The organism is Streptomyces sp. NPDC030838 (assembly GCF_055572035.1).
On record NZ_JBVIED010000005.1, the window covers coordinates 194,763 to 218,164 of the forward strand.

A 23,402-nucleotide genomic window follows, 5' to 3' on the forward strand; every position below is an offset into this window, starting at 1 on the left:
CACATCTGGGCGTCAGGTCTCGACACCGGTTATGTCCAGCAGCTCCGCCGCGCGGTTCAGGTCGTCGCGCACCGAGTCCCGTTCCGTCTCGTCGAGTTGGATCGCCAGGGCCGCCGCGAGCGCGGACGCGGCCGTCTCCTCGTCGCCGAGGCGGACGGCGAGGTCCGCGCGGAGCACGAGGAGGCGCAGTCGCTGCACGGGGGTGGGCCGTTCGTCCGGCAGGTTCAGTGCGCGGTCGAGGATGGTCACCGCCGCGTGCGGGTCGTCCCTGGAGTCCGCGAAGAGGGTGGCGTGGTGCAGGGCCCTGGCGAAGGTCTCCTGAGGGGCGGGGCGGTGGTGCTGGTCGTCACTGATCTCCTGGCCGACGCGCACGCAGTTGCCGCCCGGGTCGGTCAGGAGGAACTGCCGCATGCCGTGCGAGGTGTCCTTCAACGGCCCCAGGCGCGGCAGCCCGCGGGTCGGCACCTTGCCGTACGCCGCCTTGAGCCCGGAGCGGAAGGCCGCGTACAGGCCGTCGACGTCATCGGTGCGGACGTAGCAGGTGCTGTACGACTGGGCGGGGTCGTAGCGCTTCATACCGAAGAAGTGCAGCTGGATGCCGCCGCGGCCGACGACCGCGTACGGGTTGGGGCTGCGCTGCTCAAAGGTCACCTCGAAGCCGAGGGCCGTGTAGAAGTCGAGGACGGGCTGGAGGGTCCGGCAGGGCAGGATCGGGATCGTCGTCTCGGCCATGCCGCCCACCCTAGTCAAGTTTGACTAGGTGCGTACTGGGCTTCCCCGTTCCCGAGGGACCAGTCGATCGACTCGTTCTCGGTGAGGGTGACGAAGACGTTGCGCGGCGCGGTGCCGGCGTAGGCGTCGGCCAGTTCGGCGATACGGCGGTACAGGGCCCGCTTCTGGTCGGGGGTGCGGCCCGCACGGAGGGTGATGGCGATGTAGGCGATGCCCTCGTCGCGCGGGATGCCGAGGTAGTCGCCGTAGTGGAGCGTGCCGGTGGCGCCGTTGTGGGCGGTGAGGATCTGGAAGTGGTCGTCGGGCGGGATGCCGATGGTCTCGATCAGGGCCTCGTGGACGGCCCGGCCGAGGGCGGCCAGGCGGTGGGTGTCGGTGCCGAGGGTGTCTATACGGACGAGGGGCATGTGGGGTCCTCCCGTGATAGTGCGTGCCAGTACGGCGACTGTACATACTAGTAGTTACAATCTGCCACGATCTTCTGCGGATCTCCTGGCGTGCGATTACTTTCGGCCCCGTCGGCCGTCTAACCCCCGACAGCACGCAACAGCACGTTCACCTTGCACCGCATCCACACACGCAGGAGACACCACCATGCGCATCGTCATCAGCGAGTTCATCAGCCTCGACGGCGTCGTCCAGGCCCCCGGCGGACCGCAGGAGGACACGGACGGCGGGTTCGCGCACGGCGGCTGGACGCACCCCTTCTTCGACCCGGAGGTGGTCGGCGGTGCCTTCGACGCGGCGCTGGAGGAGGCCGACGCGCTGCTCTTCGGGCGGCGGACGTGGCAGACGATGGCGGCGGCGTGGCCGGATCGGGCGGGGGACCCGTTCGCGGACCGGATGAACTCCATCCGGAAGTACGTCGTCTCCGACTCACTCGGCGAGTCCGACCTCACCTGGGAGAACTCCGTCCGGATCCCCCGCTCCGAGGCCGTCGCCGAGCTGCGGAAGCTGAAGGAGAGCGATGGCGGCAGCCTGCTGGTCATGGGCAGCCCGACCCTCGCCCGCACGCTGATCGCCGAGGGCCTCGTCGACGAGCTGCGGCTCATCGTGATGCCGGTGGTGCTCGGCGGCGGCAAGACGATCTTCCCGAGCGGGGGCGACAAGTTCCCGTTCGAGCTGGTCTCCACGACGAAGTCGGACGTCGGCACGCTGGTGAACGTCTACCGGCGGGCGACGGCCGAGTAGCGGCAGCGCCATGGACGGGAGCGGCTCGCGCGCCTACGCTCGAAACCGACGGTACCTCTGACTGAGTCAAAGAAACTCGGGGTCCACCATGACCGTCCAGGACATCCGCTCCTTCAACCGCTTCTACACCAACGTGATCGGCGCGCTGGACTACGGCCGCCACCTCTACGCCCCGTACACCCTCACCGAGTCCCGCGTGCTCTACGAGCTCGCGCACTCACCGCGCACCGACGTCGCCGACCTGCGCACCCAGCTCCATCTGGACGCCGGGTATCTGACCCGCATCCTCAACAAGTTCGAGGAGGACGGGCTCGTCGAGCGCGGGCCGTCGGAGCACGATCCGCGCCGGCGGCGGATCCGGCTGACCGCGCGCGGGCGGGAGGCCGCCGACCTGCTGGACGAGCGGGCCCGGCAGACGGTCGGCGCGCTGCTGGCCAAGGTGGCGCCCGAGGACCGGCCGCGGCTCGCGGAGGCGCTTCGGACGGTGCGGACGCTGCTGTCCGGCGAGCGGGCGCGCCGCCCCGAGGACGTCGTGCTGCGCCCGCCCGCCCCCGGCGACCTCGGCTGGATCGTGCAGCGCAACGCCGCGCTGTACGCCGCCGAGTACGGCTGGAACGCCGACTACGAAGGGCTGGTGGCGAGGATCGTCGCCGACTTCGCCGAGGACCACGACCCGCATCTGGAGCGGGTGTGGATCGCCGAGGTGGACGGCGGACCGGTGGGGTGTGTGATGTGCGTACGGGACGAGGCGCCCGGCGCCGCCCGGCTGCGGCTGCTGCTCGTCGAGCCCGACGCGCGCGGCCTCGGCATCGGCGACCGGCTGGTCACGGCGGTCGTCGAGTTCGCGCGCGGGGCCGGCTACCGGGAGGTGGTGCTGTGGACGAACGACGTCCTCGCCGCCGCCCGGCGGATCTACCAGCGCCACGGGTTCGTGCTCGTCGCCGAGAAGCCGCACCGCTCCTTCGGGAAGGATCTCGTCGGACAGGACTGGCGGCTGGATCTGCGCGCGCGGGCGGAGTGACGAGTAGGGTCGCTGAGTATGAAGCTGGCGTTCTCCACCCTCGGCGTCCCCGGTCTCCCCCTCCCCGATGTGCTGCGCCTCGCGGCGGAGCACGGCTATCACGGGGTCGAGCTGCGCGCGCACCGTGAGGAACCGGTGCACCCCGGCCTCGGCCCGGACGAACGCGCCGACGTCGCCGCCGAGTTCAAGGCGTCCGAAGTCGACCTGCTGGGCCTCGCCGGATACGCGCGCGTGGCCGCGCCGGGCGACGACGAGCCGGTGCTGGCGGAGGTCCGCGCCCTGCTCGACCTGGCCCGCGATCTGGGCGCCCCCTTCGTCCGGGTCTTCCCGGGCGCCGATGTGGTGGGCCAGCCGACGGAGGAGGCCGACGCGACGGCCGCCCGGCGGCTGGGCGTGGCCGCCGAGTGGGCCGCCGACGCGGGCGTCCGGATCCTCCTGGAGACCCATGACTCGCACCGCACCGGCGCCGACGCGATCCGGGTCCTGGGCCCGGTCGGGCACCGCAACGTGGGTGCGCTGTGGGATGTGATGCACACCTGGCTGGGCGGTGAGCAGCCCGCGGAGACGTACGCCGCTCTCGCCCCGCACCTCGGCTACGTCCAGGTCAAGGACATCGTCTCCGCCGACGACACCACCCCGCTCCCGCTGGGCGCGGGCGTCCTCCCGCTCGCCGAGTGCGTGGAGGTGCTGTCCCGGCACGGCTGGGACGGCTGGCTGTGCTGGGAGTACGAGAAGCGCTGGTACGAGGCGGCGGCCCCGCTGCCCGGCCTGCTGGGCGCGGGCCGCGAGCACCTGGCGCGGCTGCTCAACGAATCGGCCTGAGCGGGACCCTCGCGGTGAGACACCAGTCCAGTACGGCGGGCCACGGCCCGTAGCCGGCGTCCAGGTCCAGATGGGCCGCGCCGGGCAGGATGTCCGTCGGAACGCCCAGCGGTCCGCCGTAGACCGTGGCGGCACCCTCGGGGCAGTACGGGTCGTCGTCACCGGCGACCAGCCGCGTCCCGGCGGTCAGGCGCACATCGGCGAGCGGGGGCGGTGCGAAGGCCGCGATCTCCGGATGCCGTACGACGACGGTGGCGGGCGGCGGTGCCACCAGCAGCACCCGGTCGACGGCGCCGGGCTTCACCTCGCCCCGGGCCACGGCGTGCAGCCACAGCAGGACCGAGGCGCTGTGCGCCACCACCACGCGCTCCTCCCCGTCCAGGGCCGCCAGATGGCGGGCGAGTTCGGTCAGCCAGACCTCCAGGTCCGGGTCGTCGGGGTCGGGGAGCTGGGGGTAGGTCACCGCGTGGCCGTGCTCGGTGAGGCGGTCGGCGAGCCAGTGCTGCCAGTGGTCCTTCGGGCGGTGGTTCTGCCAGCCGTGGAGGATGAGGTAGGAGGTCATGCGAATGATCGTCTCCGCCGCTCGTTCATTCGGTCCAGTTAATCTTTCGCGGTGGAAGACGTAAGCCGGAGCTTCACCATCGACCTGCGCCGGCTCGCCGTGCTGCGCGAGTTGCAGCGCAGGGGCACGCTCGCGCGCACCGCCGAGGCCCTGCATCTGACGCCCTCGGCGGTGTCCCAGCAGATCGCCGCGCTGGCCCGGGAGGCGGGTGTGCCGCTCACCGAGCGGGACGGCCGGGGCGTACGGCTCACCGGCCAGGCGCGGGTGCTGCTGGCCCACGCCGAGCTGATCGCGGCCCAACTGGAGCGGGCCCGCGCCGACTTGGCGGCCTACGGTCGGGCGGCCGGGGCGCGGTGACCGTCGGTTGCTTCTCCAGCGCGGTGCTCGGGCTGCTGCCGGGCGCGCTGCGGGCCCTGCGTGAGCGGTTTCCGCTGCTGCGGGTGGACGTCGTCGAGGCCGAACCGCCGGATGTGTTCACGGACCTCGACGCGGGGCGGATCGACGTGGCCGTGGCCGTCGACTTCGCCGCCGCTCCCCCGCACACCGACCGCCGCTATCGCCGCACCGACCTGCTCACCGACGTCCTCGACCTCGCCGTACCGGCGGGGCATCCGCTCGCCGGGCGCGAAAAGCCCGTCGAGCTGCGCGCGTTGGCCACCGAGGCATGGATCGTCGGCGCCCCGCACAGCTGCTGCGGCGCGGTGGCGCGGTCGGTGTGCGCGGCGGCCGGGTTCACGCCGGACGTGCGGCACGCGGTGAACGACTGGGCGGCGGTGGCGGCGTTCGTCGAGGCGGGGCAGGGCGTGGCGCTGATCCCCCGGCTGGTGCGGGACGTGTACGCGCACCGGCGGATCGCCCTGCCGCCCACGCAGGGCCCGCCCCCGTCGCGGAACGTCTTCGCGGCCGTACGGGCGGGCGCGGAGGGCGATCCCGTGCTCGCCGCCGTACGGGAGCAGCTGGCCGCCACCGCCCGCGACGTCAGCCGAGGCCGATAGCCGCGCGCAGCCGCGCGAACTCCTCGTGGAAGCCGGGGAAGGTCTTGCGGACGCATCCCGGGTCGTCGAAGGAGACGCCCGGCGCGCGCAGGCCCGCCACCGCGAAGGACATCACGATGCGGTGGTCGCCGTAGGACCTGATCTCGACGTCGCTCGCCGGCCGCGCCGGGTGGATCTCGATCCAGTCCGGGCCCGTCTCCACCGGCACGCCGAGCCGCCGCAGGTTCTCCGCGCAGGCCTCCAGCCGGTCGCACTCCTTCACGCGGGTGTTGGCGACGTCCTCGATGCGCACCGGGCCGGAGGCGTACGGGGCGATCGCCGCGAGGGTCGGCATGGTGTCGGAGATGTCCCGCATGTTGACGGTGAGGCCGCGCAGTTCGCCGGTGCCGCGCACGGTCGTCCGGTCGGCGCCGGTCTCCACGTGGGCGCCCATGCGGCGCAGGACGTCGACGAAGGCCAGGTCTCCCTGGAGGGCGCCCGCGCCGAGGCCGGGGACGGTCACCTCGCCGCCGGTGAGCGCGGCGGCGGCGAAGAAGTAGCTCGCGGTGGAGGCGTCCGGCTCGATGGCGTAGGTGGTGGCGCGGTACCCGCCCGGCGGCACGACGTACGTGGCGCCCTCACGGCGTACCTCCACGCCGAACGCGCGCATCATCGCGATCGTGATCTCGACGTACGGCACGGAGACCAGGTCCGTGACGGTGATGCGCAGGCCGCGCCGGGTGAGCGGGCCGAGCAGGAGCAGCGCCGTCAGGTACTGGGAGGACAGGCCCGCGTCCAGGGTCACCTCGCCGCCCTCCACGCCGGCCGCCTCGACGGTCAGCGGGTGGTGGCCCTCCTGCTCCTCGTGGCGGAGTTTCACGCCGAGGTCGCGCAGGGCACGGGTGAGCGGCAGCAGGGGGCGGCGGCGCATCTGCGGGGAGGCGTCGAAGCGGTAGGTGCCGTGGCCGGTGGCGGCGAGGGTGGGCAGGAAGCGGGCGGTGGTCGCGCCGTCGCGGCAGTAGACGTCGGCCTCCGGCGCGGCGGGGCCCTCGGGGCGGCCGTCGACCTGCCAGGTGTCCGGAGTGCGGCCGACCCGGTAGCCGAGCCGCACCAGGCCCTCGGCGAAGCCCTCGGTGTCGTCGGACCGCAGGGGCCGGACGAGGGTGGTGACGCCGTCGGCCGCCGCCGCGAGGAAGAGGGCACGGGCGGTGATGGACTTGGAACCGGGGATGTCGACTACGGGCATGTCCTTATGATCGGCCGACCGTCACCTCGCGCGCGGGAACGTCCACCGTATGGACCTCGCGCCGCGCCCCCCGGGGCGTCCACGAGGCCAGTGCCACGCCTCCCACCAGCAGCACCGCCGCGCACCAGCGCAGCGGGCTCACCGGCTCGCCGAGCAGCAGGGCCGCCGAGGACATGCCGAAGACCGGGACCAGCAGGGAGAACGGGGCGACCGTGGACGCCGGGTGACGGCGCAGCAGCCAGCCCCAGGCGCCGAAGCCGAACACCGTGGTGATCCAGGCGACGTAGAGGACCGCTCCGGCGCCCTGCCAGTCCAGGGCGCGCAGGGCCTCCCAGTCCCGGGAGGGGCCCTCCAGCAGCAGGGACAGGGCGAGCAGGGGCAGCACCGGGACCGTGCTCACCCACACCATGAAGTTCAGCGCGTCCGGGGGTGCCGCCTTGCGGGTCAGGACGTTGGAGGCGCCCCAGCAGGCGGCCGCGCCCATTGCCAGGGCGAACGGCACCAGCGAGCCGGAGGCACCCTCGTCGACCGCGGCGACGGTGATCCCGGCGACGGCCACCGCCATGCCGAGCACACCGGTGCGGGAGGGGCGCTCGCCGAGCGCGGCGAAGGCGATCAGCGCCGTGAAGACCGCCTGTATCTGGAGGACCAGCGAGGACAGCCCCGCCGGCATGCCCGTGTCCATCGCGACGAAGAGCAGGCCGAACTTGGCCACGCCCAGCACCAGCCCCACCGCCAGGATCCACTTCCAGGCCACCTTCGGCGGCCCCACCAGGAAGACCGCCGGGAGCGCGGCGGCCAGGAACCGCAGGGCGGAGAAGAGCAGCGGCGGGAAGTGGTCGAGGCCGACCTGGGCGACGGTGAAGTTGACGCCCCAGACGGCGGCGACGAGGACGGCGAGGGCGAGGTGGGCTGGGCGCATGCCGTCCACGATCACCCTTGGCGACCATGAAGGACCAGCGATGATTCCTGCATGGTTGGATGAAGCAACGCTGAATCGACATCGACGCGGAATCGAATCGCTGCGGGATCAGGAGGGCCGTCATGCTCGATCTGCACCGCCTGCGCGCGCTGCACGCCGTCGCCGTGCACGGCTCGGTCGGCGCCGCCGCGGCGGCCCTGGGTTACACCCCGTCCGCCGTCTCCCAGCAGATCGCCAAGCTGGAGCGGGAGACCAGCACGGCGCTGCTGGAACGGGAGGGTCGCGGGGTGCGGCTGACCCCGGAGGCGCATCAACTCGTCGACGCGGCCGGAGAGTTGCTGGCCATCGTGGAGCGCGCCGAGACCGAACTGGAGCAGCGGCGCGGCACCCCGGCGGGGCGGCTGACGATCGCCGCGTTCGCGTCGGCGGCGCGCGGACTCATGCCCGGCGTGCTGGCCGACCTGGCGGCCCGGCATCCCGCGCTGGACGCCCGGCTCAGCGAGGCCGACCCGCATCTGACGGTGGGGAGGGTGGCCAAGGGCGCGGTGGATCTGGCGGTCGTGCACGACTGGGACATCGCGCCGCTGCGGGTGCCGCCCGGGGTCGAGCAGGCGGTCATCGGCGACGACCTGTGCACGCTGCTGGTGCCGGAGGGCCACCCCTTCGCCGTGCGTGAGCGGGTGCGGCGGGAGGAGCTGGGCGGGGAGCGGTGGCTGTGTCCGCCGCCGGGGCGGGTCTGCCACGACTGGCTGATGCGGACCCTGCGCGCCGCCGGGCACGAGCCGGACATCGTCCACCAGGCCGAGGAGAACCCGACCCTGGTGGCGCTGGTCGCCGCCGGGCTCGGTATCGCGCTGATCCCCCGGCTGGGCCGGGGTCCGCTGCCCGCGGGGGCGGTGGAGGTGACGCTCGACCCCGTTCCCGTACGGCGGCTGTACGCGCTGTGGCGCACGGGGGCGGCGGGGCGGCCGGCGATCGCGGAGACCGTGCGCACCCTGCGGGAGCACTGGCCCATGGTGGCGGCGCAGTCGCCCCGTTGACCCCACCGGCACCGACTTCGCGCAATCCGCGGGATCCCGGGAACCCGCCCCGGGCCGCCGCCGTCCAACCGCCGAACCGCCGGAGAGTCACCGCGCCGCGGTGTCGGCCTCGCTGCTGGCTGCGAACGCTGACCACCCTCTCCGCCGCAGGCGCGGCCGGCGGTATGCCGCCATCGGCGCGCCCCCCTCCCATGCGCCGATGGCGGCCCCCTCGCTGGGTACTGTCATGCGCCTGTGGCCGCCCCTTCGCCGGGTACTGTGCGTTCCCTTGACTGGCAGAAACTTCCCGGATATTGGTGACACCTCGGAAGTTTCCTTCAGTCGATCGGTGATCGACGGTCAGCGGACCTCCAACGGCCCTCCTCCGGAAGGAGCGCATGTGCACCACACCGGCACGGGAAGCACAGGAAGCACCGCGAAACCCTCCAGACGTACGGTCCTCGCCGCCACCGCGGGCGTCACCGCGGCCCTCACGGTCGGCGGAGCCGCCCACGCGCACAGCGACTGGAAGCTGCGCGGCCTCATCTCCCGGATGACCCTGGAGGAGAAGGTCGGCCAGCTCTTCGTCTCCCGGGCCTACGGCCACTCCGCCACCGCGCCCGACCAGGCCGACGTCGACGCCAACCTCCGCGAGTTCGGCGTCCGCACCCCCGCCGAGCTGGTCGCCAGGTACCGCCTGGGCGGCGTCATCTACTTCGCCTGGGCGCACAACACCCGCGACCCGCACCAGATCGCCGCCCTCTCCAACGGCCTGCAACGGGCGTCCCTGGCGCTCCCGCACCGCCTGCCCCTGCTCATCTCCACCGACCAGGAACACGGGATAGTCGCCCGCATCGGCAAGCCCGCCACCCTCTTCCCGGGCGCGATGGCCATCGGCGCGGGCGGCTCCCGCACCGACGCCCGCGCCCTCGGCCGGATCGCGGGCAAGGAACTGCGCGCGATGGGCGTACGGCAGGACTACTCCCCCGTCGCCGATGTGAACGTCAACCCGGCCAACCCGGTCATCGGCGTGCGCTCCTTCGGCGCCGACCCGGGAGCGGTGTCCGCGCTGGTCGCCGCCGAGACCGCCGGCTACCAGCACTCCGGCGTCGCGGCGACCGCCAAGCACTTCCCCGGGCACGGCGACACCGAGACCGACAGCCACTACGGCTTCCCGGTCATCAGGCACACCCGCGAGCAGTGGGAGACGCTGGACGCGCCGCCGTTCCGCGCCGCGATCGAGGCCGGCATCGACTCGATCATGACCGCGCACATCCTGGTCCCTGCCCTCGACGACTCCGGCGACCCGGCCACCCTCTCCCGCCCCATCCTCACCGGCATCCTGCGCGAACAGCTCGGCTTCGACGGGGTGGTGGTCACCGACGCGCTCGACATGGCGGGCGTACGGCAGAAGTACGGCGACGACCGGGTGCCGGTGCTCGCGCTCAAGGCGGGCGTGGACCAGCTGCTGAACGCGCCCAAGCTGGACCTGGCCTGGAACGCGGTCCTGAAGGCCGTCCAGGACGGGGAGCTGACGGAGCAGCGGCTGGAGGAATCGATCCTCCGGGTGCTGCGGCTGAAGGCGAAGCTGGGGCTGCTGGACGACCCGTGGACCGACGAGGAGACGGTGGACGGCACGGTCGGCATCCCGGCCCACCTGAAGACGGCCGACCGCGTCGCCGAGCGCACGACGACCCTCCTGGTGAACGAGGACGGCCTCCTCCCCCTCTCCCCCGACGAGACGCCCCGCCTGCTGGTGGTCGGCGCCGACCCGGCCTCCCCGTCCGGCACCACGGGCCCCCCGACCGGCGTCCTCGCGAAGGCCCTGACCGGGCTGGGCTTCACCGCGACCGCCCTCTCCACGGGCACCGCCCCGTCCACGGCGGTGATCGACCGGGCGGTCGCGGCGGCCGGGAACGCGGACGCGGTGGTGGTGGCGACGTACAACGTCACGGCGACCAGCAGCCAGAAGACCCTGGTGGAGCGCCTGCTGGCGACGGGCCGCCCGGTGGTGGGGGTGGCCGTCCGCAACCCGTACGACGTGGCCCGGCTGCCCGGCGTCCGCGCGTACCTGGCCACCTATTCCTGGACGGACGTCGAGGTCCGGGCCGCCGCCCGGGTGATCGCGGGAGTCGTGGATCCGCGCGGAAAGCTGCCCGTGCCGGTGCAGCGGGCCGACGATCCGACCCGGGTGCTGTACCCCGTCGGCCACGGCCTGACGTACTAGACGTATTCAGCCCTACGTCACACACCCGGCGCACCACCCCCAACGGGCGCAAAGCACCCAGCGCGTCTGGCGTGTGCCCGCCGCGGCGGGTCACGCTGGACGGGGGTGGGGGAAATTGGACATGGTCGGAAGACGTGCCCTGCGCGACGCCGCGCTCGGCCTGCTCGTGGCACTGCTGACGGCCTGCCAGGGACCGCCGGCGGCGGAGGACGACGACGGCGGCAGTCCACGTCCGAGCGCGACCACACCCGCCGCCGGGATGGTGCCCTCGGGGTACGGGGCGGAGTTCCTGGCCGTCGACGAGTGCAGCTCGTTCGGTACGACGAGCTTCACGGAGGTGTCCTGCGACAGCGAACGGGCCGCGGCCCGGGTCGTGGCCCGGCACGACGGCACGGTGAGCGACGGGCCGCTGTGCCCCGGGACCACCGACTTCGTGCTGCACATCAGCGAACAGCGCCCGTCCTCCGACGAGGACGGCGACGGCGCGGTCCCCCAGGGCTACGCCTGTATGCGCTCCCTCCAGCCCCCGCACCCCGGCGACCCCGGCGGCGGAGGCGGACCGCGCACCATCGTCGGCGACTGCGTCTACGGCTCCGGCGACGGCGAGGTCCGCGAGACCCGCTGCGACGGCGGGGGCGAGCGCGACCCGGAGTACAAGGTGACGGAGGCAGTCGGCCGGCGCGCCGACTGCCCACCGCCGACGGCCCTGTACGTCCAGCTCGGCGGCGAGAACCCGGTGGGGTGTGCCCGCCCCCTGTAGCCATCGGGGGCGGGCACACGAGGGGAGTTACGGACGCAGCGTGCGCTCCGGCATCCGCTTGTCCAGCTTCGCGTCGTACGCGGCCAGCGGCTTGGCCTTCGACGCGTCCGCCTGGACGGCGGCCGGGGCCACGCCTGCCCACTGGAGGATCTTCGCCGTGGCGAGCGCCTTCTCGTCCTCCACCAGGCCGGCCACCCGCGCGCCGTGGTTGGCGCCCGGTGCGGTGAGGACGTACGAGTCGCGTGCGCCCTTGCCGAGGCGGAAGGGCTCGGCGCCCCATGGGTCGTTCTCGCCGTAGACGAAGAGCATCTGACGGGCGTTGTGGCGGACCCAGGTGTCCACGTCGCGCATCACGCCCGGCTGGAAGGTCATCTCGATGTCGCGCGGGACGAAGTAGCGCGGCGGCAGGTAGCCGTAGCGGACGTACTGCTTCTCGATGTGCGGGAAGTGGATCGTCGGCGCGCCGAGCTGGGTGCCCGCCTGGTAGTAGTACGGCGTGTACGGCTCCAGGCCCTGGTCGGTGTAGAAGGAGAAGCCGGCGACGGTGTCGATCGAGTTCCAGATCTCGTCGTCGGTCGCGTTCTTCGCGTCCGCCGGGATGGTGCCGCAGTCCGACAGCAGGCTGTACTGCCAGAAGCCCCAGACGTAGTCGAGGACGGTCGCCTCGTACGCCTTGTCGAGGGTGCCGACGGTGTGGAACGTGTAGCCGTTGTCGGCCGCGTACTTGGCGTACCGCTCCTCCATCGCATCCCGCCGCACCAGCGCCTCGCGCTGCACGCCGTTCAGCCGGTCGCGGCACTCCTTGGTGCCGACGGTGGCGAAGAAGTCGTCGTACGCCGAGTCCTCCTTGTTCACCACGTCGTTGGGGGCGACATAGGCGACGACGCCGTCCATGTCGCGGGGGTAGAAGCGCTCGTAGTACGTCGCCGTCATGCCGCCCTTGGAACCGCCCGTGGAGAGCCACTTCTTGTCGTAGACGGGCTTGAGCGCCTTGAAGATGCGGTGCTGGTCGCTGGCCGCCTGCCAGATGTCCAGCTTGGTCCAGTCGGCCGGGCTGGGACGGGACGGGGTGAAGAAGCGGTACTCCATGGAGACCTGGTTGCCGTCCACGATCTGGGTCGGCTCGCGGCGGCTGGGGGTCGTGGAGACGTTGTAGCCGCTGGTGTAGAAGACGGTCGGACGGGAGACGTCCTTGTGCAGCACGGTGATCCGCTGCTGGAACGTGCCCTGCGACGGGCGGCGGTGGTCGACCGGCTGGGTGTAGTTCAGGACGAAGAAGCGGTAGCCGGGGTACGGCTTCTCCTCGATCAGGCTCATGCCGGGTATGGCGAGGAGCCGGTCCTTGATGTCGGTGGCCTCCGGCTGGGCGGCGGTGGCCGTCCCCGCCGTGCTCACGGTGCCTATGAGCACCACGAGCGCGAGCAGCCATCTGAGCGCCTTGCGCATGCACCCTCCCCTGTGAGAACAGATGTGCGCCGGAAGCTATCGGAGCAACCCGGTTCACACCAGGGGGAGTTCGGCAACAGGTGCCTCGCTCAGCAGAGGATCCAGCCCGAGCTGACCGATCCCCCGCTCACCGAGCCCTTCACCCAGACGCAGCGCTGCCCGGCGTACACCTTCACTCCCGGGGTGTGGTACCGGTGCTTGCCCTTGTAGGGGACGGGACGGTGGCCGCGCGCCTGCACGCTGACGGTCATGGTCCGCCGGGGGCCGGGGTTCTTGGCGTAGGTGGCCGCGCAGACGTAGCCCCCGCTCTTGTAGACGTGCACGGAGCCGGTGGAGAAGGGCAGCGTCCTGACCTTGCGGCCGGGGCACGGCGCGGAAGCCGCGTGTGCCTCGGCCGGGGCGGCGAGCGCGAACAGTCCGGACACGGTCAGCACGGACAGTCCGAGCGCCAGCCGCCGTCGTATCGCACCCGAGTCCACAGTCGTCCCCTCCCGTGCCGCACCCCTCGGCAGATTGACGTACGGATGTACGGACGCGCAGCGTACGCCGGATGGTTGCGCGGGGGCCGTCAGGCCACCACGGGGGCGTCCTCCCCGACGAAGGTCCGCCACAGCTCGGCGTAGCGCCCGCCGCGCGCCAGCAGCTCCTCGTGGGTGCCGTCCTCGGCGACCCGCCCGTGGTCCATGACGACGACCCGGTCGGCGCGGGCGGCCGTGGTCAGGCGGTGGGCCACGACGAGAGTCGTACGGCGGCCCGCGAGCCGGTCGGTGGCCTGGTTGACCTGTGCCTCCGTCGCCAGGTCGAGGGCGGCGGTGGCCTCGTCGAGGAGCAGGATGTCCGGGTCGACCAGCTCGGCGCGGGCCAGCGCGATCAGCTGGCGCTGCCCGGCGGAGAGGTTGCGGCCCCGCTCGGCGACCTCGTGGAGGTAGCCGCCCTCCAGGCGCGCGATCATCTCGTGGGCGCCGACCGCGCGGGCGGCGGCCTCCACCTCGGCGTCGGTGGCGTCGGGGCGGCCGTAGGCGATGGCATCGCGGACGGTGCCGGGGAAGAGGTACGCCTCCTGCGGGACGACGCCGAGCCGGTGCCGGTAGGAGGTGAGGTCGAGGGCGCGCAGGTCCTGGCCGTCCACGGTGACCCGGCCGGACGTCGGGTCGTAGAACCGGGCCACCAGTTTCACCAGCGTCGACTTGCCCGCCCCGGTCTCGCCGACGAACGCCACGGTCTGCCCGGCGGGGATGCGCAGGTCGATGCCGGTGAGGGCCTCTTCCTCGGCCCCGTAGGCGAAGTTCACGTCCTCGAAGGCGATGTCGCCGCGCAGGGAGAGCACGTCCAGGGGTACTTCGGCGGTCCGCGTGGAGGTGGGTTCGCGCAGGAGTTCCTGGATGCGGCCGAGGGAGACGGACGCCTGCTGGTAGCCGTCGAAGACCTGGGAGAGCTGCTGCACCGGCGCGAAGAACAGGTCGATGTAGAGGAGGTACGCCACCAGGGCGCCCGTCGTCAGGGTGGCCGCGTCGACCCGCCCGGCGCCCACGATGAGCACGGCGGCCGCCGCGACCGACGACAGGAACTGCACGAACGGGAAGTACACGGAGATCAACCACTGGCCGTGCACCCGGGCCCGCCGGTAGCCGTCGCTGCGCTCCGCGAACCGGCGCCCGCCGTCCCGCTCGCGGCCGAACGCCTGCACGATCCGCAGCCCGGCGACGGTCTCCTGGAGGTCGGCGTTGACCCCGGACACCCGCTCGCGGGCGAGTTCGTACGCCTTCACGCTCGCCCGGCGGAAGAAGTACGTGGCGACGATCAGCGGCGGCAGGGTCGCGAACACCACCAGCGCCAGCTCCACGTCGATCACCAGCAGGGCGATCATGATGCCGAAGAAGGTGACGACCGAGACGAACGCGGTGACCAGGCCGGTCTGGAGGAACGTCGACAGCGCGTCCACGTCCGTCGTCATCCGGGTCATGATCCGGCCGGTCAGCTCCCGCTCGTAGTAGTCGAGGCCGAGCCGCTGGAGCTGGGCGAAGATCTTCAGGCGCAGCGAGTAGAGGACCCGCTCGCCGGTGCGGCCGGTCATCCGGGTCTCGCCGATCTGCGCCGCCCACTGGGCGAGTACGGCGGCCAGGGCCAGCGCGGAGGCCGCCCAGACCGCGCCGAGGGCCAGCTCGGAGACACCGCTGTCGATGCCGTGCCGGATCAGGACGGGGAGGAGCAGGCCCATGCCCGCGTCCACCGCGACCAGGGCCAGGCTGACCAGCAGGGGCAGCCCGAAACCCTTCAGGAGGCGCCTGAGCCCGTACGACTCCTCCGGCCGGACCGCCCGCGTCTCGTCGACGTCCGGGGTGTCGGTCGCCGGGGGCAGGGCGTCGACCTGGGCCAGCAGCTCCGGGGTGGCCGGGGTGCCGGAGAGGGCGGTGTCCTTCGGCTCGCGGTCGCCGGTCCACAGCCTGGGGGTGACCCCGCGCTCGGCGTCGAACTCGGCGTCCAGCTCCTCGCGGACGGAGGTGTCCTCGTCGTCCTGCGGGACGGCCGGCGGGGTGTGGCCCGGGGAGACGCCGCCCAGCTCGTCGGGGTCGGTGAGCAGCCGGCGGTACAGGGCCGAGCGCTTCTGCAGCTCCTCGTGGGTGCCCAGGTCGGCGAGCCGGCCACCGTCGAGGACGGCGATGCGGTCGGCGAGGTTGAGGGTGGAGCGGCGGTGCGCGATCAGCAGGGTCGTACGGCCCTCCATGACCTGCTTCAGCGCCTCGTGGATCTCGTGCTCCACGCGCGCGTCCACGGCGGAGGTGGCGTCGTCGAGGACCAGCAGCCGGGGGTCGGTGAGGATCGCGCGGGCGAGCGCGACGCGCTGGCGCTGGCCGCCCGAGAGGGTCAGGCCGTGCTCGCCGACGACGGTGTCGTAGCCGTCGGGCAGCTCGGCGATGAAGCCGTCGGCCTGGGCGGCGCGGGCGGCCTTCGCGATCTCCTCGTCGGTGGCGTCGGGGCGGCCGTAGGCGATGTTGGCGCGGACGGTGTCGGAGAAGAGGAAGGAGTCCTCGGGCACCAGGCCGATCGCGGCGCGCAGCGAGTCGAGGGTCAGCTCGCGCACATCGTGGCCGCCGATCAGCACGGCGCCGCGCGTGACGTCGTAGAAGCGCGGCAGGAGCAGGGAGACGGTCGACTTGCCGGAGCCGGAGGAGCCGACGACGGCGAGGGTCTCGCCGGGGCGGATCTCGAAGGAGAGGCCGTCGAGGACGGGCCGGTCGGGGTCGTAGCCGAAGGAGACGTCGTCGAACTCGACGGTCGCGGGCGCGTCGGCGGGCAGTTCCTTGGTGCCGTCGGTGAGGGTCGGCTCGGTGTCGATCAGCTCCAGGACGCGTTCGGTGCCGGCGCGGGCCTGCTGGCCGACGGTGAGGACCATGGCGAGCATCCGGACCGGGCCGACGAGCTGGGCGAGGTAGGTGGAGAAGGCGACGAAGGTGCCGAGCGTGATGTTCCCGCGTACGGCGAGCCAGCCGCCGAGCGCCAGCATGGCGACCTGGCCGAGGGCGGGCACGGCTTGGAGGGCGGGGGTGTACTTGCTGTTGAGCCGGATGGTCCGCAGCCGCCCCGCGAACAGCCGCCGCCCGACCTCGCGCAGCTTCTGGGTCTCCTGCTCCTCCTGCCCGAAGCCCTTCACCACGCGTACGCCGCTGACCGCGCCGTCGACGACGCCCGCGACGGCGGCGGCCTGCGCCTGCGCGTACCAGGTGGCGGGGTGCAGCTTGGTCCGGCTGCGCTTGGCGATCCACCACAGCGCGGGCGCCACGGCGAGGGCGACCAGGGTGAGGGGGATGGACAGCCACGCCATGATGATCAGGGAGATCAGGAAGAGCAGGAAGTTCCCGATGGTCATCGGGAGCATGAAGAGCAGGCCCTGGATCAGTTGGAGGTCGCTGGTGGCCCGCCCGACGACCTGACCGGTGGACAGCTCGTCCTGCCGCCGCCCGTCGAGCCGGGTGATCGTGCCGTACATCTCGGTCCGCAGGTCGTGCTGGACGTCGAGGGCGAGCCGGCCGCCGTAGAAGCGGCGGATGTAGGTGAGGACGTAGACGAGGAGGGCGGCGCCGATGAGGGCGCCGGCCCAGGGGGCCATGGCGCGGGTCTTGTCGCCTACGACGTCGTCGATGATCACCTTGGTGATCAGCGGGACGACGGCCATGAGGGCCATGCCGGCGAGGGAGGAGCCGAGGGCGAGGACGACGTCCTTGGGGTACCGCCAGGCGTAGCCCCACAGTCGTCGTGCCCATCCCCGTTGCGGTTCCACGCCGGTGCCCTCCGTGTTCTCACCAGATCCGGGTGACCTGATCGTCCGGAAGGCACCAACGCGCGCGGAAGCGGATTTCATCCCTCCGCAACAGTCCGTGGCGGCTCAGAGGCGTACGCGGAGGAAGTAGAGGCGGGTGGTCTGGGCCGGGTTCTGGTTGTCGTCACTGGCCAGCAGGACGTTCAGCCGGTTCTTGGTGGTGCGGCCGGTGACGGTCATCGCCTCGATGTTGTCGAGCAGCGGGTTCGGCTGCGGCTGCCTGGCGGTGGCGCCGAGGTCGGGGCAGTCGGCGAGGTCGGCGAGGAGCGTCTTGCCGATCGGACGTACGCCGTCCTGGCCGGTCAACCGGTCGATGCCGCTGGTGTCCGTGGCGTGCCGCGGGTCGGCGAGATAGAGACGGACCGTGTTGCCGACGCCGGCGGTGAAGCCGCGCTCCAGGACGAGGAGGCGGCCGTCGGGGGTGGCGGTGATCTCGGAGACGCCGAGGCCGGGGTCGGTGCGGTACGCGTACTGCGCGGCCGGGACGAAACGGTCGCCGTGCGTCCGCCGCCAGGTCTGGAAGCGGACCGTGCCGGTCTCGTCCCCGGAGAGGGCGTATTCCATGGAGGCGACGAGCGTGTGGCCGCCGGGCAGCGTGGTCAGCCCCTCGAAGGTGCCGTTGACCGGCGCCCGCCCGGCCGGGGTGACGCGCAGGGCGTCCGGCACGGGCAGCCGCCCGAGGATGCGGCCGTCCCGGGAGTAGCGGCGGATGGAGGGCTCGGTCTCCGAGGAGACGAGATAGGTGCCATCGCGGTCGACGACCAGTCCCTCGGAGTCCAGCGCGGCGCCGTTCTCGTCGGCGAGCGGCCGGACGGCACGCGGCTGGAGCGTGTCGTGGTCGAGGGAGAACAGGGCGGACCGGTCGGAGACCGCCGCGAGCGAGCCGTCCCGGTCCACGGCCAGCGCGGAGAAGTTGCCGACGAAGGTGCCCTCGTACGTCGTCTTGTCGAGGGCGTCGGAGAAGCGCTCGATGCCGACGGACGGCGAACAGGCATGCGCGGGCTGGGCACTGGCGGGCCCCACGGCGGTCAGGCAGGTGACCGCCGCGAGTCCGGCGGTGGCGGTGGCGAGGAGGGATCTCAGACGCATGGGCGCCACCGTAAGGCGGGCCGGTGACGTACGGGAGACCGGGCGATGAAGCGTCAGCCGGCGGCGGCGAGATCGCGGTGGATCACCTTGGCGACGCCCTGAATGGTGGTGATGCCGTAGTTCATCGTGCTGTTGCCGTGGGTCAGCACGGTGATCATGTAGTCGTGGCCGTTGCCCTTGAAGGCGCCGACGCTGTGCACCCGCCAGCCGTACGTGGCGCGGGACAGCCAGCCGTTCTTGACGGCCACGGAGACTCCGGCGGGGACGCCGTACGGGGTGCCCCAGCGCTGCGAGGAGACGACCTGGCCCATCAGCTTCAGGATGTAGGCGCGGGAGTTGTCGCTGAGGACGGTGTTCCGGGCGGTGATGAGCTTCAGCAGCTTCTGCTCGTCGGTCACCGTGATCTGGGTCAGTCCCCAGTAGCCGTTCGCGCCGGGCTTGGTCTGGGTCATGCCCGCGGCGGCCAGGAAGCCCTTGATCTTCGTCAGGCCGAGCTGCTTCCAGAGGGTGCTGGTGGCGGCGTTGTCCGACTTGGTGATCATGGCCTTGGCGAGGGAGGCCTCGCGGTCGGTGAGATACCGGCCGTGGTTCTTCGCGTCCCACAGCAGCGTGGCGAGGACGGTCACCTTGACGACGCTGGCCGAGTCGAAGGCGGTGGAGGGACGCAGGGTGCAGGTCGTCTTCGTCGTGCGGTCGTACACCCCGACGGCGATCGTGCCCTTGCGGGTCGCGAGCGCGGCGGTGATGTCCTTCTTCAGCTTCTCGGCGAGGCCGGCGTTGGCGGACGTACAACTGACGGTGGGCGTGGCCGCGGCGGCGGGGGACGCGGCGGCCACGCACGGTATGAGAACGCCGGCGGCGAGGGCGGTGCCGAGCAGGCGGGCATGGCGAGATCTGCCGTGAGTCATGTCTGCGTTGACTCGCGACGACGGCGCACGGTTGTACTGGCGTTCGTCGGGCGAGGGTTCGGGGTAGGCAGAGGCGGGCCGATGCGGGAGAGGTGCGATGGGGCAGAGCCGACGGGACGTCGCCGAACTGTGCGGGCGGCTGTACGCCACGCTGCACGCGCTGGAGCGGATCGGGACCGGAGCCGGCACGCTCGGCCGGCCGGGCGCCGCGCACCGGGTCATCGCCAACGGACCGCGCGACAAGTTCCAGCGACTGCTGCGACACGTCGGCGAGCATCTGCACGCCGCCAAGACGTGGCAGGGGGAGGCGCGGGCGGCTGCCGCCGTGGAACTCTTCCAGGCCATCCCCGGCTTCGTGCCCTCCGGCGGGATCCCGACGGGCAACTTCGGCGAGGAGGAGCGCGAGGCGTTCGACCGGGGCCGCGAGGACCAGCAGGCAGCCCTCGAGGAGAAGTTCGGGGACCTGCTGCGCTGACGGCAGGTGGGGCGGCAGGAAGGAACGGCAGGAAAGGGCGGCAGGAAAAGGCGGCAGGAAAAGGCGACTTGTCGCCTTCCGTCATCCAACCGACATCCCACTGTCACCCATTTGACAGCATGTTCATGCCACGCTCCCGGGTGCCGCCTCCGTTCAACCCGCGTAGATGGGACCCCACATGCTGGCGACACGCACCCGCCACTGGAAGTCAGTGGCGCTGACCACCGCCGCCGTCCTGGTCGGCCTCACCACCCCCGCCCTCACCGCGACCCCCGCCGCGGCGACCACGACGGCGTACGACTCGACGTACTACAAGAACGCCGTCGGCAAGACGGGCACCAGCCTGAAGTCCTCGCTGCACACCATCATCAGCAGCCAGACGAAGCTGTCCTACTCGGCGCTCTGGGAGGCGCTGAAGGTCACCGACCAGGACCCGGCGAACGCCAACAACGTCAAGCTGCTGTACTCGGGCATCTCCCGCAGCAAGGCCCTCAACGGCGGTGACGTCGGCGACTGGAACCGCGAGCACGTGTGGGCCATCAGCCACGGCGACCTCGGCACCTCGACCGGCCCCGGCACCGACCTGCACCACATACGTCCCGAGGACGTGCAGGTCAACGGCATCCGCGGCAACAAGGACTTCGACAACGGCGGCAGCACCTTCACCAACTCCGGTGGCAGCCTGACCGACTCCAACTCCTTCGAGCCGCGCGATGCCGTCAAGGGCGACGTGGCGCGCATGATCTTCTACATGATCGTCCGCTACGAGGGCGACGACGGCTGGGCCGACCTCGAGCCCAACGACAGCGTCAGCAACGGCAGCAACCCGTACATGGGCCGGCTGTCGGTCCTGAAGCAGTGGAACGACGAGGACCCGCCGGACGCCTTCGAGGAGCGCCGCAACCAGGTCATCTACGACACCTACCAGAAGAACCGGAACCCGTTCATCGACCACCCGGAGTGGGTCGAGGCGATCTGGTAGGGCTCAGCCCTCCAGGTGCGTCGGCGCGAATATCCGCAGCACCGCCGGGAGTACGACCACCGACGGCCCCGGCGTCGCCAGCGCCTTCGCCAGGTCGGACTCCAGCGCCTCGGGGGTCGTCCGCACCCCCGGGACGCCGAACGACTCGGCCAGGGCGACGTAGTCCGGCCGGGTCAGTTCCGTCGCCGTGGCCTGGCCGAAGGCGTCGGTCATGTACTCGCGGAGGATGCCGTACCCGCCGTCGTCCACGATCAGCCAGGTGACGTTCAGGTCGTACTGGCGGGCCGTGGCCAGCTCGGCGATGGAGTACAGGGCCCCTCCATCGCCGGAGACGGCGAGGACCGGCCGCGTCGGATCCGCCGCCGCCGCACCGAGGGCGGCCGGGAAGCCGTAGCCGAGGCCGCCCGCGCCCTGCGCGGAGTGCAGGGTGTTGGGGCCCTTGGCGTCGAAGGCGGACCAGGCCCAGTAGGCGAGGATCGTCATGTCCCAGAAGGACGGCGAGGTGGGCGGGAGTGCTCGGCGGATCGACGCCAGCAGGTCCTGTTCCAGGGTGAGTTCCTGAGCGGCGATGCGGTCGCGGACCCGCCGCAGCAGCTCCCGCACCCGCTCCTCGGCCGTCGGGTCGGTCCGCTCCTCCACCGTCTCCAGCAGCGCCTGAAGCGCCGACCGGGCGTCCGCGTGGATGCCGAGCGCCGGGTGGTTGGACTCCAGCTTGCCGAGGTCGGCCTCGATCTGGATGACGCGGCCGCGCGGCTTGAACGTGTGGTAGTTCGAGGAGAGTTCGCCCAGGCCCGAGCCGACCACCAGCAGGACATCCGCGTCCTCCAGGAAGTCGGTGGTGTACCGGTCCTCCAGCCAGGACTGGAGGGAGAGCGGGTGCTCCCAGGGGAAGGCGCCCTTGCCGCCGGGGGTGGTGACGACCGGTGCCTGAATCCTCTCCGCCAGCCGGCGCAGCTTCTTCGAGGCGTCAGCGCGGATCACTCCCCCGCCCGCGATGATCGCCGGGCGAACGGCGTTCGAAAGCAGATGAGCGGCCACGGCGGTCAGTTCCGGGCGGGGCGGGAGTTCGTCGGGGGTCGCGTCCACCCCCGTCACCACCGGCAGGTGCGTCTCCGCCAGCAGCACATCCTGCGGGATCTCCACCCACACCGGACCGTGCGGAGCGGTCAGCGCCGACTTCCAGGCGGCGGCGATCGCGGAGGGGATCTGGGACTGGGTGCGGACCGTGTGGACGGACTTCACCACGCCCCGGAAGGAGGCGGCCTGGTCGGGGAGTTCGTGCAGATAGCCGTGGCGGCCGCCGCCCAGGCCGGCCGTCGGGATCTGGCTGCTGATCGCCAGGACCGGCGCCGAGGCGGCCGCCGCTTCCTGGAGGGCGGCCAGGGAGGTCAGCGCGCCGGGGCCGGTGGAGAGCAGCAGCGGGGCCGCCTCCCCGGTGATCCGGCCGTACGCGTCCGCCGCGAACCCGGCGTTGTTCTCCACCCGCAGGCCGATGTACCGCAGGTCGGAGCGGCGCAGGGCGTCGAACATGCCGAGGGCGTGCTGGCCGGGCAGGCCGAAGACGGTGGTCGCGCCCAGCCCGGCCAGGGTCTCCACGACCAGGTCTCCGCCGTTGCGGCCGGGGGGAGGATTCAGCGCGGCCTCCGTCTGGGCGGCCGTCGGACGAAGCTCCAGGTCGTGGTCGTGGGTCACTTGCCCTCGTTCTCCTTGCGGGCCGCCGCGATCTGGCGGGACATGATGGTGGTCAGTTCGTACGCCGTGTGGGACGCCGCGACCGACGTGATCTCCGCGTGGTCGTACGCGGGGGCCACCTCGACGACGTCCGCCGACACCAGGTTGCACGACGCGAGGCCGCGCAGGATCTCCAGCAGCTCGCGGGAGGTCATGCCGCCGGCCTCGGGCGTGCCGGTGCCGGGCGCGTGGGCCGGGTCGAGGCAGTCGATGTCGATGGAGATGTACAGCGGGCGGTCGCCGATGCGCTGGCGCAGCTGGTCGGCGATCTCGTCGGCGCCGCGGCGGTAGACGTCCGAGGACGTCACGATGCCGAAGCCCATCTTCTCGTCGTCGGTGAGGTCCTGCTTGCCGTAGAGCGGACCACGGGTGCCGACGTGGGACAGCGCCTCGGTGTCGAGGATGCCCTCCTCGACCGCGCGGCGGAACGGGGTGCCGTGGGTGTACTCGGCGCCGAAGTAGGTGTCCCAGGTGTCCAGGTGCGCGTCGAAGTGGAGCAGCGCGACCGGACCGTGCTTCTTGGCGACCGACCGCAGCAGCGGCAGGGCGATGGTGTGGTCGCCGCCGAGGGTCATCAGGCGGGCGCCGGTGCCGAGGAGGTCGTCCGCGGCGGCCTCGATGGTCTCGACGGCCTCGTTGATGTTGAACGGGTTGACGGCGATGTCGCCGCCGTCCGCGACCTGGGCGAGGGCGAACGGGGAGGCGTCCTGCGCCGGGTTGTACGGCCGCAGCAGCCGGGACGCCTCGCGGATGGCGTTGCCGCCGAAGCGGGCGCCCGGCCGGTACGAGACGCCCGAGTCGAACGGCACGCCGACCACGGCGACGTCGGCGGTGCCGACCTCGTCGAGGCGCGGCAGCCGGGCGAAGGTGGCGGGACCGGCGTACCGCGGGATGCGGGAGGAGTCGACCGGGCCGCGGGGCGTCTCGTTGCTGCTCATGGTGAATGCCTTCTTTCTTGCGCTTTGCCGCGCATGTAC

22 protein-coding genes are annotated in these 23,402 nt (G+C 72.2%); 10 read left to right on the forward strand and 12 right to left on the reverse strand.

Annotation, left to right across the window (positions count from 1 at the left end; genetic code table 11):
* Positions 1 to 12: 12 nt before the first annotated feature.
* The gene (locus ACZ42A_RS16320; protein ID WP_468527857.1) at positions 13 to 732 is read right to left on the reverse strand and encodes a bleomycin resistance protein; all 720 of its coding nucleotides are present in this window, start codon (positions 730 to 732) and stop codon (positions 13 to 15) included.
* Between the two features lie 14 nt (positions 733 to 746).
* A complete protein-coding gene (locus ACZ42A_RS16325) occupies positions 747 to 1,139 on the reverse strand; it encodes a tautomerase family protein (RefSeq protein ID WP_468527858.1) in 393 nt (130 codons plus the stop codon).
* A gap of 187 nt (positions 1,140 to 1,326) precedes the next feature.
* Between ACZ42A_RS16325 and ACZ42A_RS16330 the strand changes: the two genes are divergently transcribed.
* The 3 genes from ACZ42A_RS16330 (at position 1,327) to ACZ42A_RS16340 (ending at position 3,766) form a co-directional block, all read left to right on the forward strand.
* Positions 1,327 to 1,923, forward strand: a complete 597-nt coding sequence (locus tag ACZ42A_RS16330) for a dihydrofolate reductase family protein (protein ID WP_468527859.1) — start codon at positions 1,327 to 1,329, stop codon at positions 1,921 to 1,923.
* Between the two features lie 88 nt (positions 1,924 to 2,011).
* Complete coding sequence (locus ACZ42A_RS16335) at positions 2,012 to 2,944, forward strand: bifunctional helix-turn-helix transcriptional regulator/GNAT family N-acetyltransferase (protein WP_468527860.1); 933 nt, start codon at positions 2,012 to 2,014, stop codon at positions 2,942 to 2,944.
* Positions 2,945 to 2,962: 18 nt separating this feature from the next.
* Positions 2,963 to 3,766: a sugar phosphate isomerase/epimerase family protein gene (locus ACZ42A_RS16340; RefSeq protein ID WP_468527861.1), complete on the forward strand. Its 804-nt coding sequence runs from the start codon at positions 2,963 to 2,965 to the stop codon at positions 3,764 to 3,766.
* On the opposite strand, the gene ACZ42A_RS16345 is transcribed toward ACZ42A_RS16340, so the two are convergent.
* Positions 3,750 to 4,328, reverse strand: a complete 579-nt coding sequence (locus ACZ42A_RS16345; RefSeq protein ID WP_468527862.1) for an RBBP9/YdeN family alpha/beta hydrolase — start codon at positions 4,326 to 4,328, stop codon at positions 3,750 to 3,752. The genes ACZ42A_RS16340 and ACZ42A_RS16345 overlap by 17 nt on opposite strands.
* A gap of 51 nt (positions 4,329 to 4,379) precedes the next feature.
* Here ACZ42A_RS16345 and ACZ42A_RS16350 point away from each other — a divergent pair, with 51 nt between their 5' ends.
* Both ACZ42A_RS16350 and ACZ42A_RS16355 read left to right on the forward strand, forming a co-directional pair.
* Complete coding sequence (locus ACZ42A_RS16350; RefSeq protein ID WP_468527863.1) at positions 4,380 to 4,685, forward strand: LysR family transcriptional regulator; 306 nt, start codon at positions 4,380 to 4,382, stop codon at positions 4,683 to 4,685.
* On the forward strand, positions 4,682 to 5,323 hold the full coding sequence (locus ACZ42A_RS16355) for a LysR substrate-binding domain-containing protein (protein ID WP_468527864.1): 642 nt from the start codon (positions 4,682 to 4,684) through the stop codon (positions 5,321 to 5,323). Before ACZ42A_RS16350 ends, ACZ42A_RS16355 begins: the two co-directional genes overlap by 4 nt.
* Here ACZ42A_RS16355 and aroA read toward each other — a convergent pair.
* Together aroA and ACZ42A_RS16365 are read right to left on the reverse strand one after the other, a co-directional pair.
* Entirely contained in the window at positions 5,307 to 6,548 is a 1,242-nt protein-coding gene (gene aroA / locus ACZ42A_RS16360; protein WP_468527865.1) for a 3-phosphoshikimate 1-carboxyvinyltransferase, read from the reverse strand. The two genes, ACZ42A_RS16355 and aroA, sit on opposite strands and share 17 nt — an antisense overlap.
* A gap of 4 nt (positions 6,549 to 6,552) precedes the next feature.
* Positions 6,553 to 7,470 carry an EamA family transporter gene (locus ACZ42A_RS16365; protein ID WP_468527866.1) on the reverse strand — a complete coding sequence of 306 codons (918 nt, stop codon included), beginning with the start codon at positions 7,468 to 7,470 and terminating at the stop codon, positions 6,553 to 6,555.
* A 122-nt stretch (positions 7,471 to 7,592) separates the two neighbouring features.
* Between ACZ42A_RS16365 and ACZ42A_RS16370 the strand changes: the two genes are divergently transcribed.
* From ACZ42A_RS16370 to ACZ42A_RS16380, 3 genes are all read left to right on the forward strand, one after another.
* Entirely contained in the window at positions 7,593 to 8,510 is a 918-nt protein-coding gene (locus tag ACZ42A_RS16370; RefSeq protein ID WP_468527867.1) for a LysR family transcriptional regulator, read from the forward strand.
* Between the two features lie 379 nt (positions 8,511 to 8,889).
* The gene (locus ACZ42A_RS16375; protein ID WP_468527868.1) at positions 8,890 to 10,716 is read left to right on the forward strand and encodes a glycoside hydrolase family 3 protein; all 1,827 of its coding nucleotides are present in this window, start codon (positions 8,890 to 8,892) and stop codon (positions 10,714 to 10,716) included.
* A 121-nt stretch (positions 10,717 to 10,837) separates the two neighbouring features.
* Entirely contained in the window at positions 10,838 to 11,476 is a 639-nt protein-coding gene (locus tag ACZ42A_RS16380; protein WP_468527869.1) for a hypothetical protein, read from the forward strand.
* 27 nt (positions 11,477 to 11,503) lie between these two features.
* On the opposite strand, the gene ACZ42A_RS16385 is transcribed toward ACZ42A_RS16380, so the two are convergent.
* The 5 genes from ACZ42A_RS16385 to ACZ42A_RS16405 all read right to left on the reverse strand — a co-directional run bounded on the left by ACZ42A_RS16385 (position 11,504) and on the right by ACZ42A_RS16405 (position 19,237).
* On the reverse strand, positions 11,504 to 12,922 hold the full coding sequence (locus ACZ42A_RS16385; protein WP_468527870.1) for a S28 family serine protease: 1,419 nt from the start codon (positions 12,920 to 12,922) through the stop codon (positions 11,504 to 11,506).
* Between the two features lie 89 nt (positions 12,923 to 13,011).
* Complete coding sequence (locus tag ACZ42A_RS16390; RefSeq protein ID WP_468527871.1) at positions 13,012 to 13,401, reverse strand: hypothetical protein; 390 nt, start codon at positions 13,399 to 13,401, stop codon at positions 13,012 to 13,014.
* 89 nt (positions 13,402 to 13,490) lie between these two features.
* Positions 13,491 to 17,201: an ABC transporter ATP-binding protein gene (locus tag ACZ42A_RS16395; protein WP_468527872.1), complete on the reverse strand. Its 3,711-nt coding sequence runs from the start codon at positions 17,199 to 17,201 to the stop codon at positions 13,491 to 13,493.
* A 105-nt stretch (positions 17,202 to 17,306) separates the two neighbouring features.
* Positions 17,307 to 18,329 carry an esterase-like activity of phytase family protein gene (locus ACZ42A_RS16400; protein ID WP_468527873.1) on the reverse strand — a complete coding sequence of 341 codons (1,023 nt, stop codon included), beginning with the start codon at positions 18,327 to 18,329 and terminating at the stop codon, positions 17,307 to 17,309.
* Between the two features lie 53 nt (positions 18,330 to 18,382).
* Positions 18,383 to 19,237, reverse strand: coding sequence for a serine hydrolase (locus ACZ42A_RS16405; RefSeq protein ID WP_468527874.1), 855 nt, complete (start codon positions 19,235 to 19,237; stop codon positions 18,383 to 18,385).
* Positions 19,238 to 19,334: 97 nt separating this feature from the next.
* On the opposite strand from ACZ42A_RS16405, the gene ACZ42A_RS16410 reads away from it, so the two are divergent.
* The gene (locus tag ACZ42A_RS16410; RefSeq protein ID WP_468527875.1) at positions 19,335 to 19,712 is read left to right on the forward strand and encodes a hypothetical protein; all 378 of its coding nucleotides are present in this window, start codon (positions 19,335 to 19,337) and stop codon (positions 19,710 to 19,712) included.
* A 178-nt stretch (positions 19,713 to 19,890) separates the two neighbouring features.
* Positions 19,891 to 20,694 carry an endonuclease I family protein gene (locus ACZ42A_RS16415; RefSeq protein ID WP_468527876.1) on the forward strand — a complete coding sequence of 268 codons (804 nt, stop codon included), beginning with the start codon at positions 19,891 to 19,893 and terminating at the stop codon, positions 20,692 to 20,694.
* A gap of 3 nt (positions 20,695 to 20,697) precedes the next feature.
* On the opposite strand, the gene ACZ42A_RS16420 is transcribed toward ACZ42A_RS16415, so the two are convergent.
* On the reverse strand, positions 20,698 to 22,386 hold the full coding sequence (locus ACZ42A_RS16420; protein WP_468527877.1) for a thiamine pyrophosphate-binding protein: 1,689 nt from the start codon (positions 22,384 to 22,386) through the stop codon (positions 20,698 to 20,700).
* Entirely contained in the window at positions 22,383 to 23,363 is a 981-nt protein-coding gene (gene speB, locus ACZ42A_RS16425; protein WP_468527878.1) for an agmatinase, read from the reverse strand. Before speB ends, ACZ42A_RS16420 begins: the two co-directional genes overlap by 4 nt.
* Positions 23,364 to 23,402 lie beyond the last annotated feature (39 nt).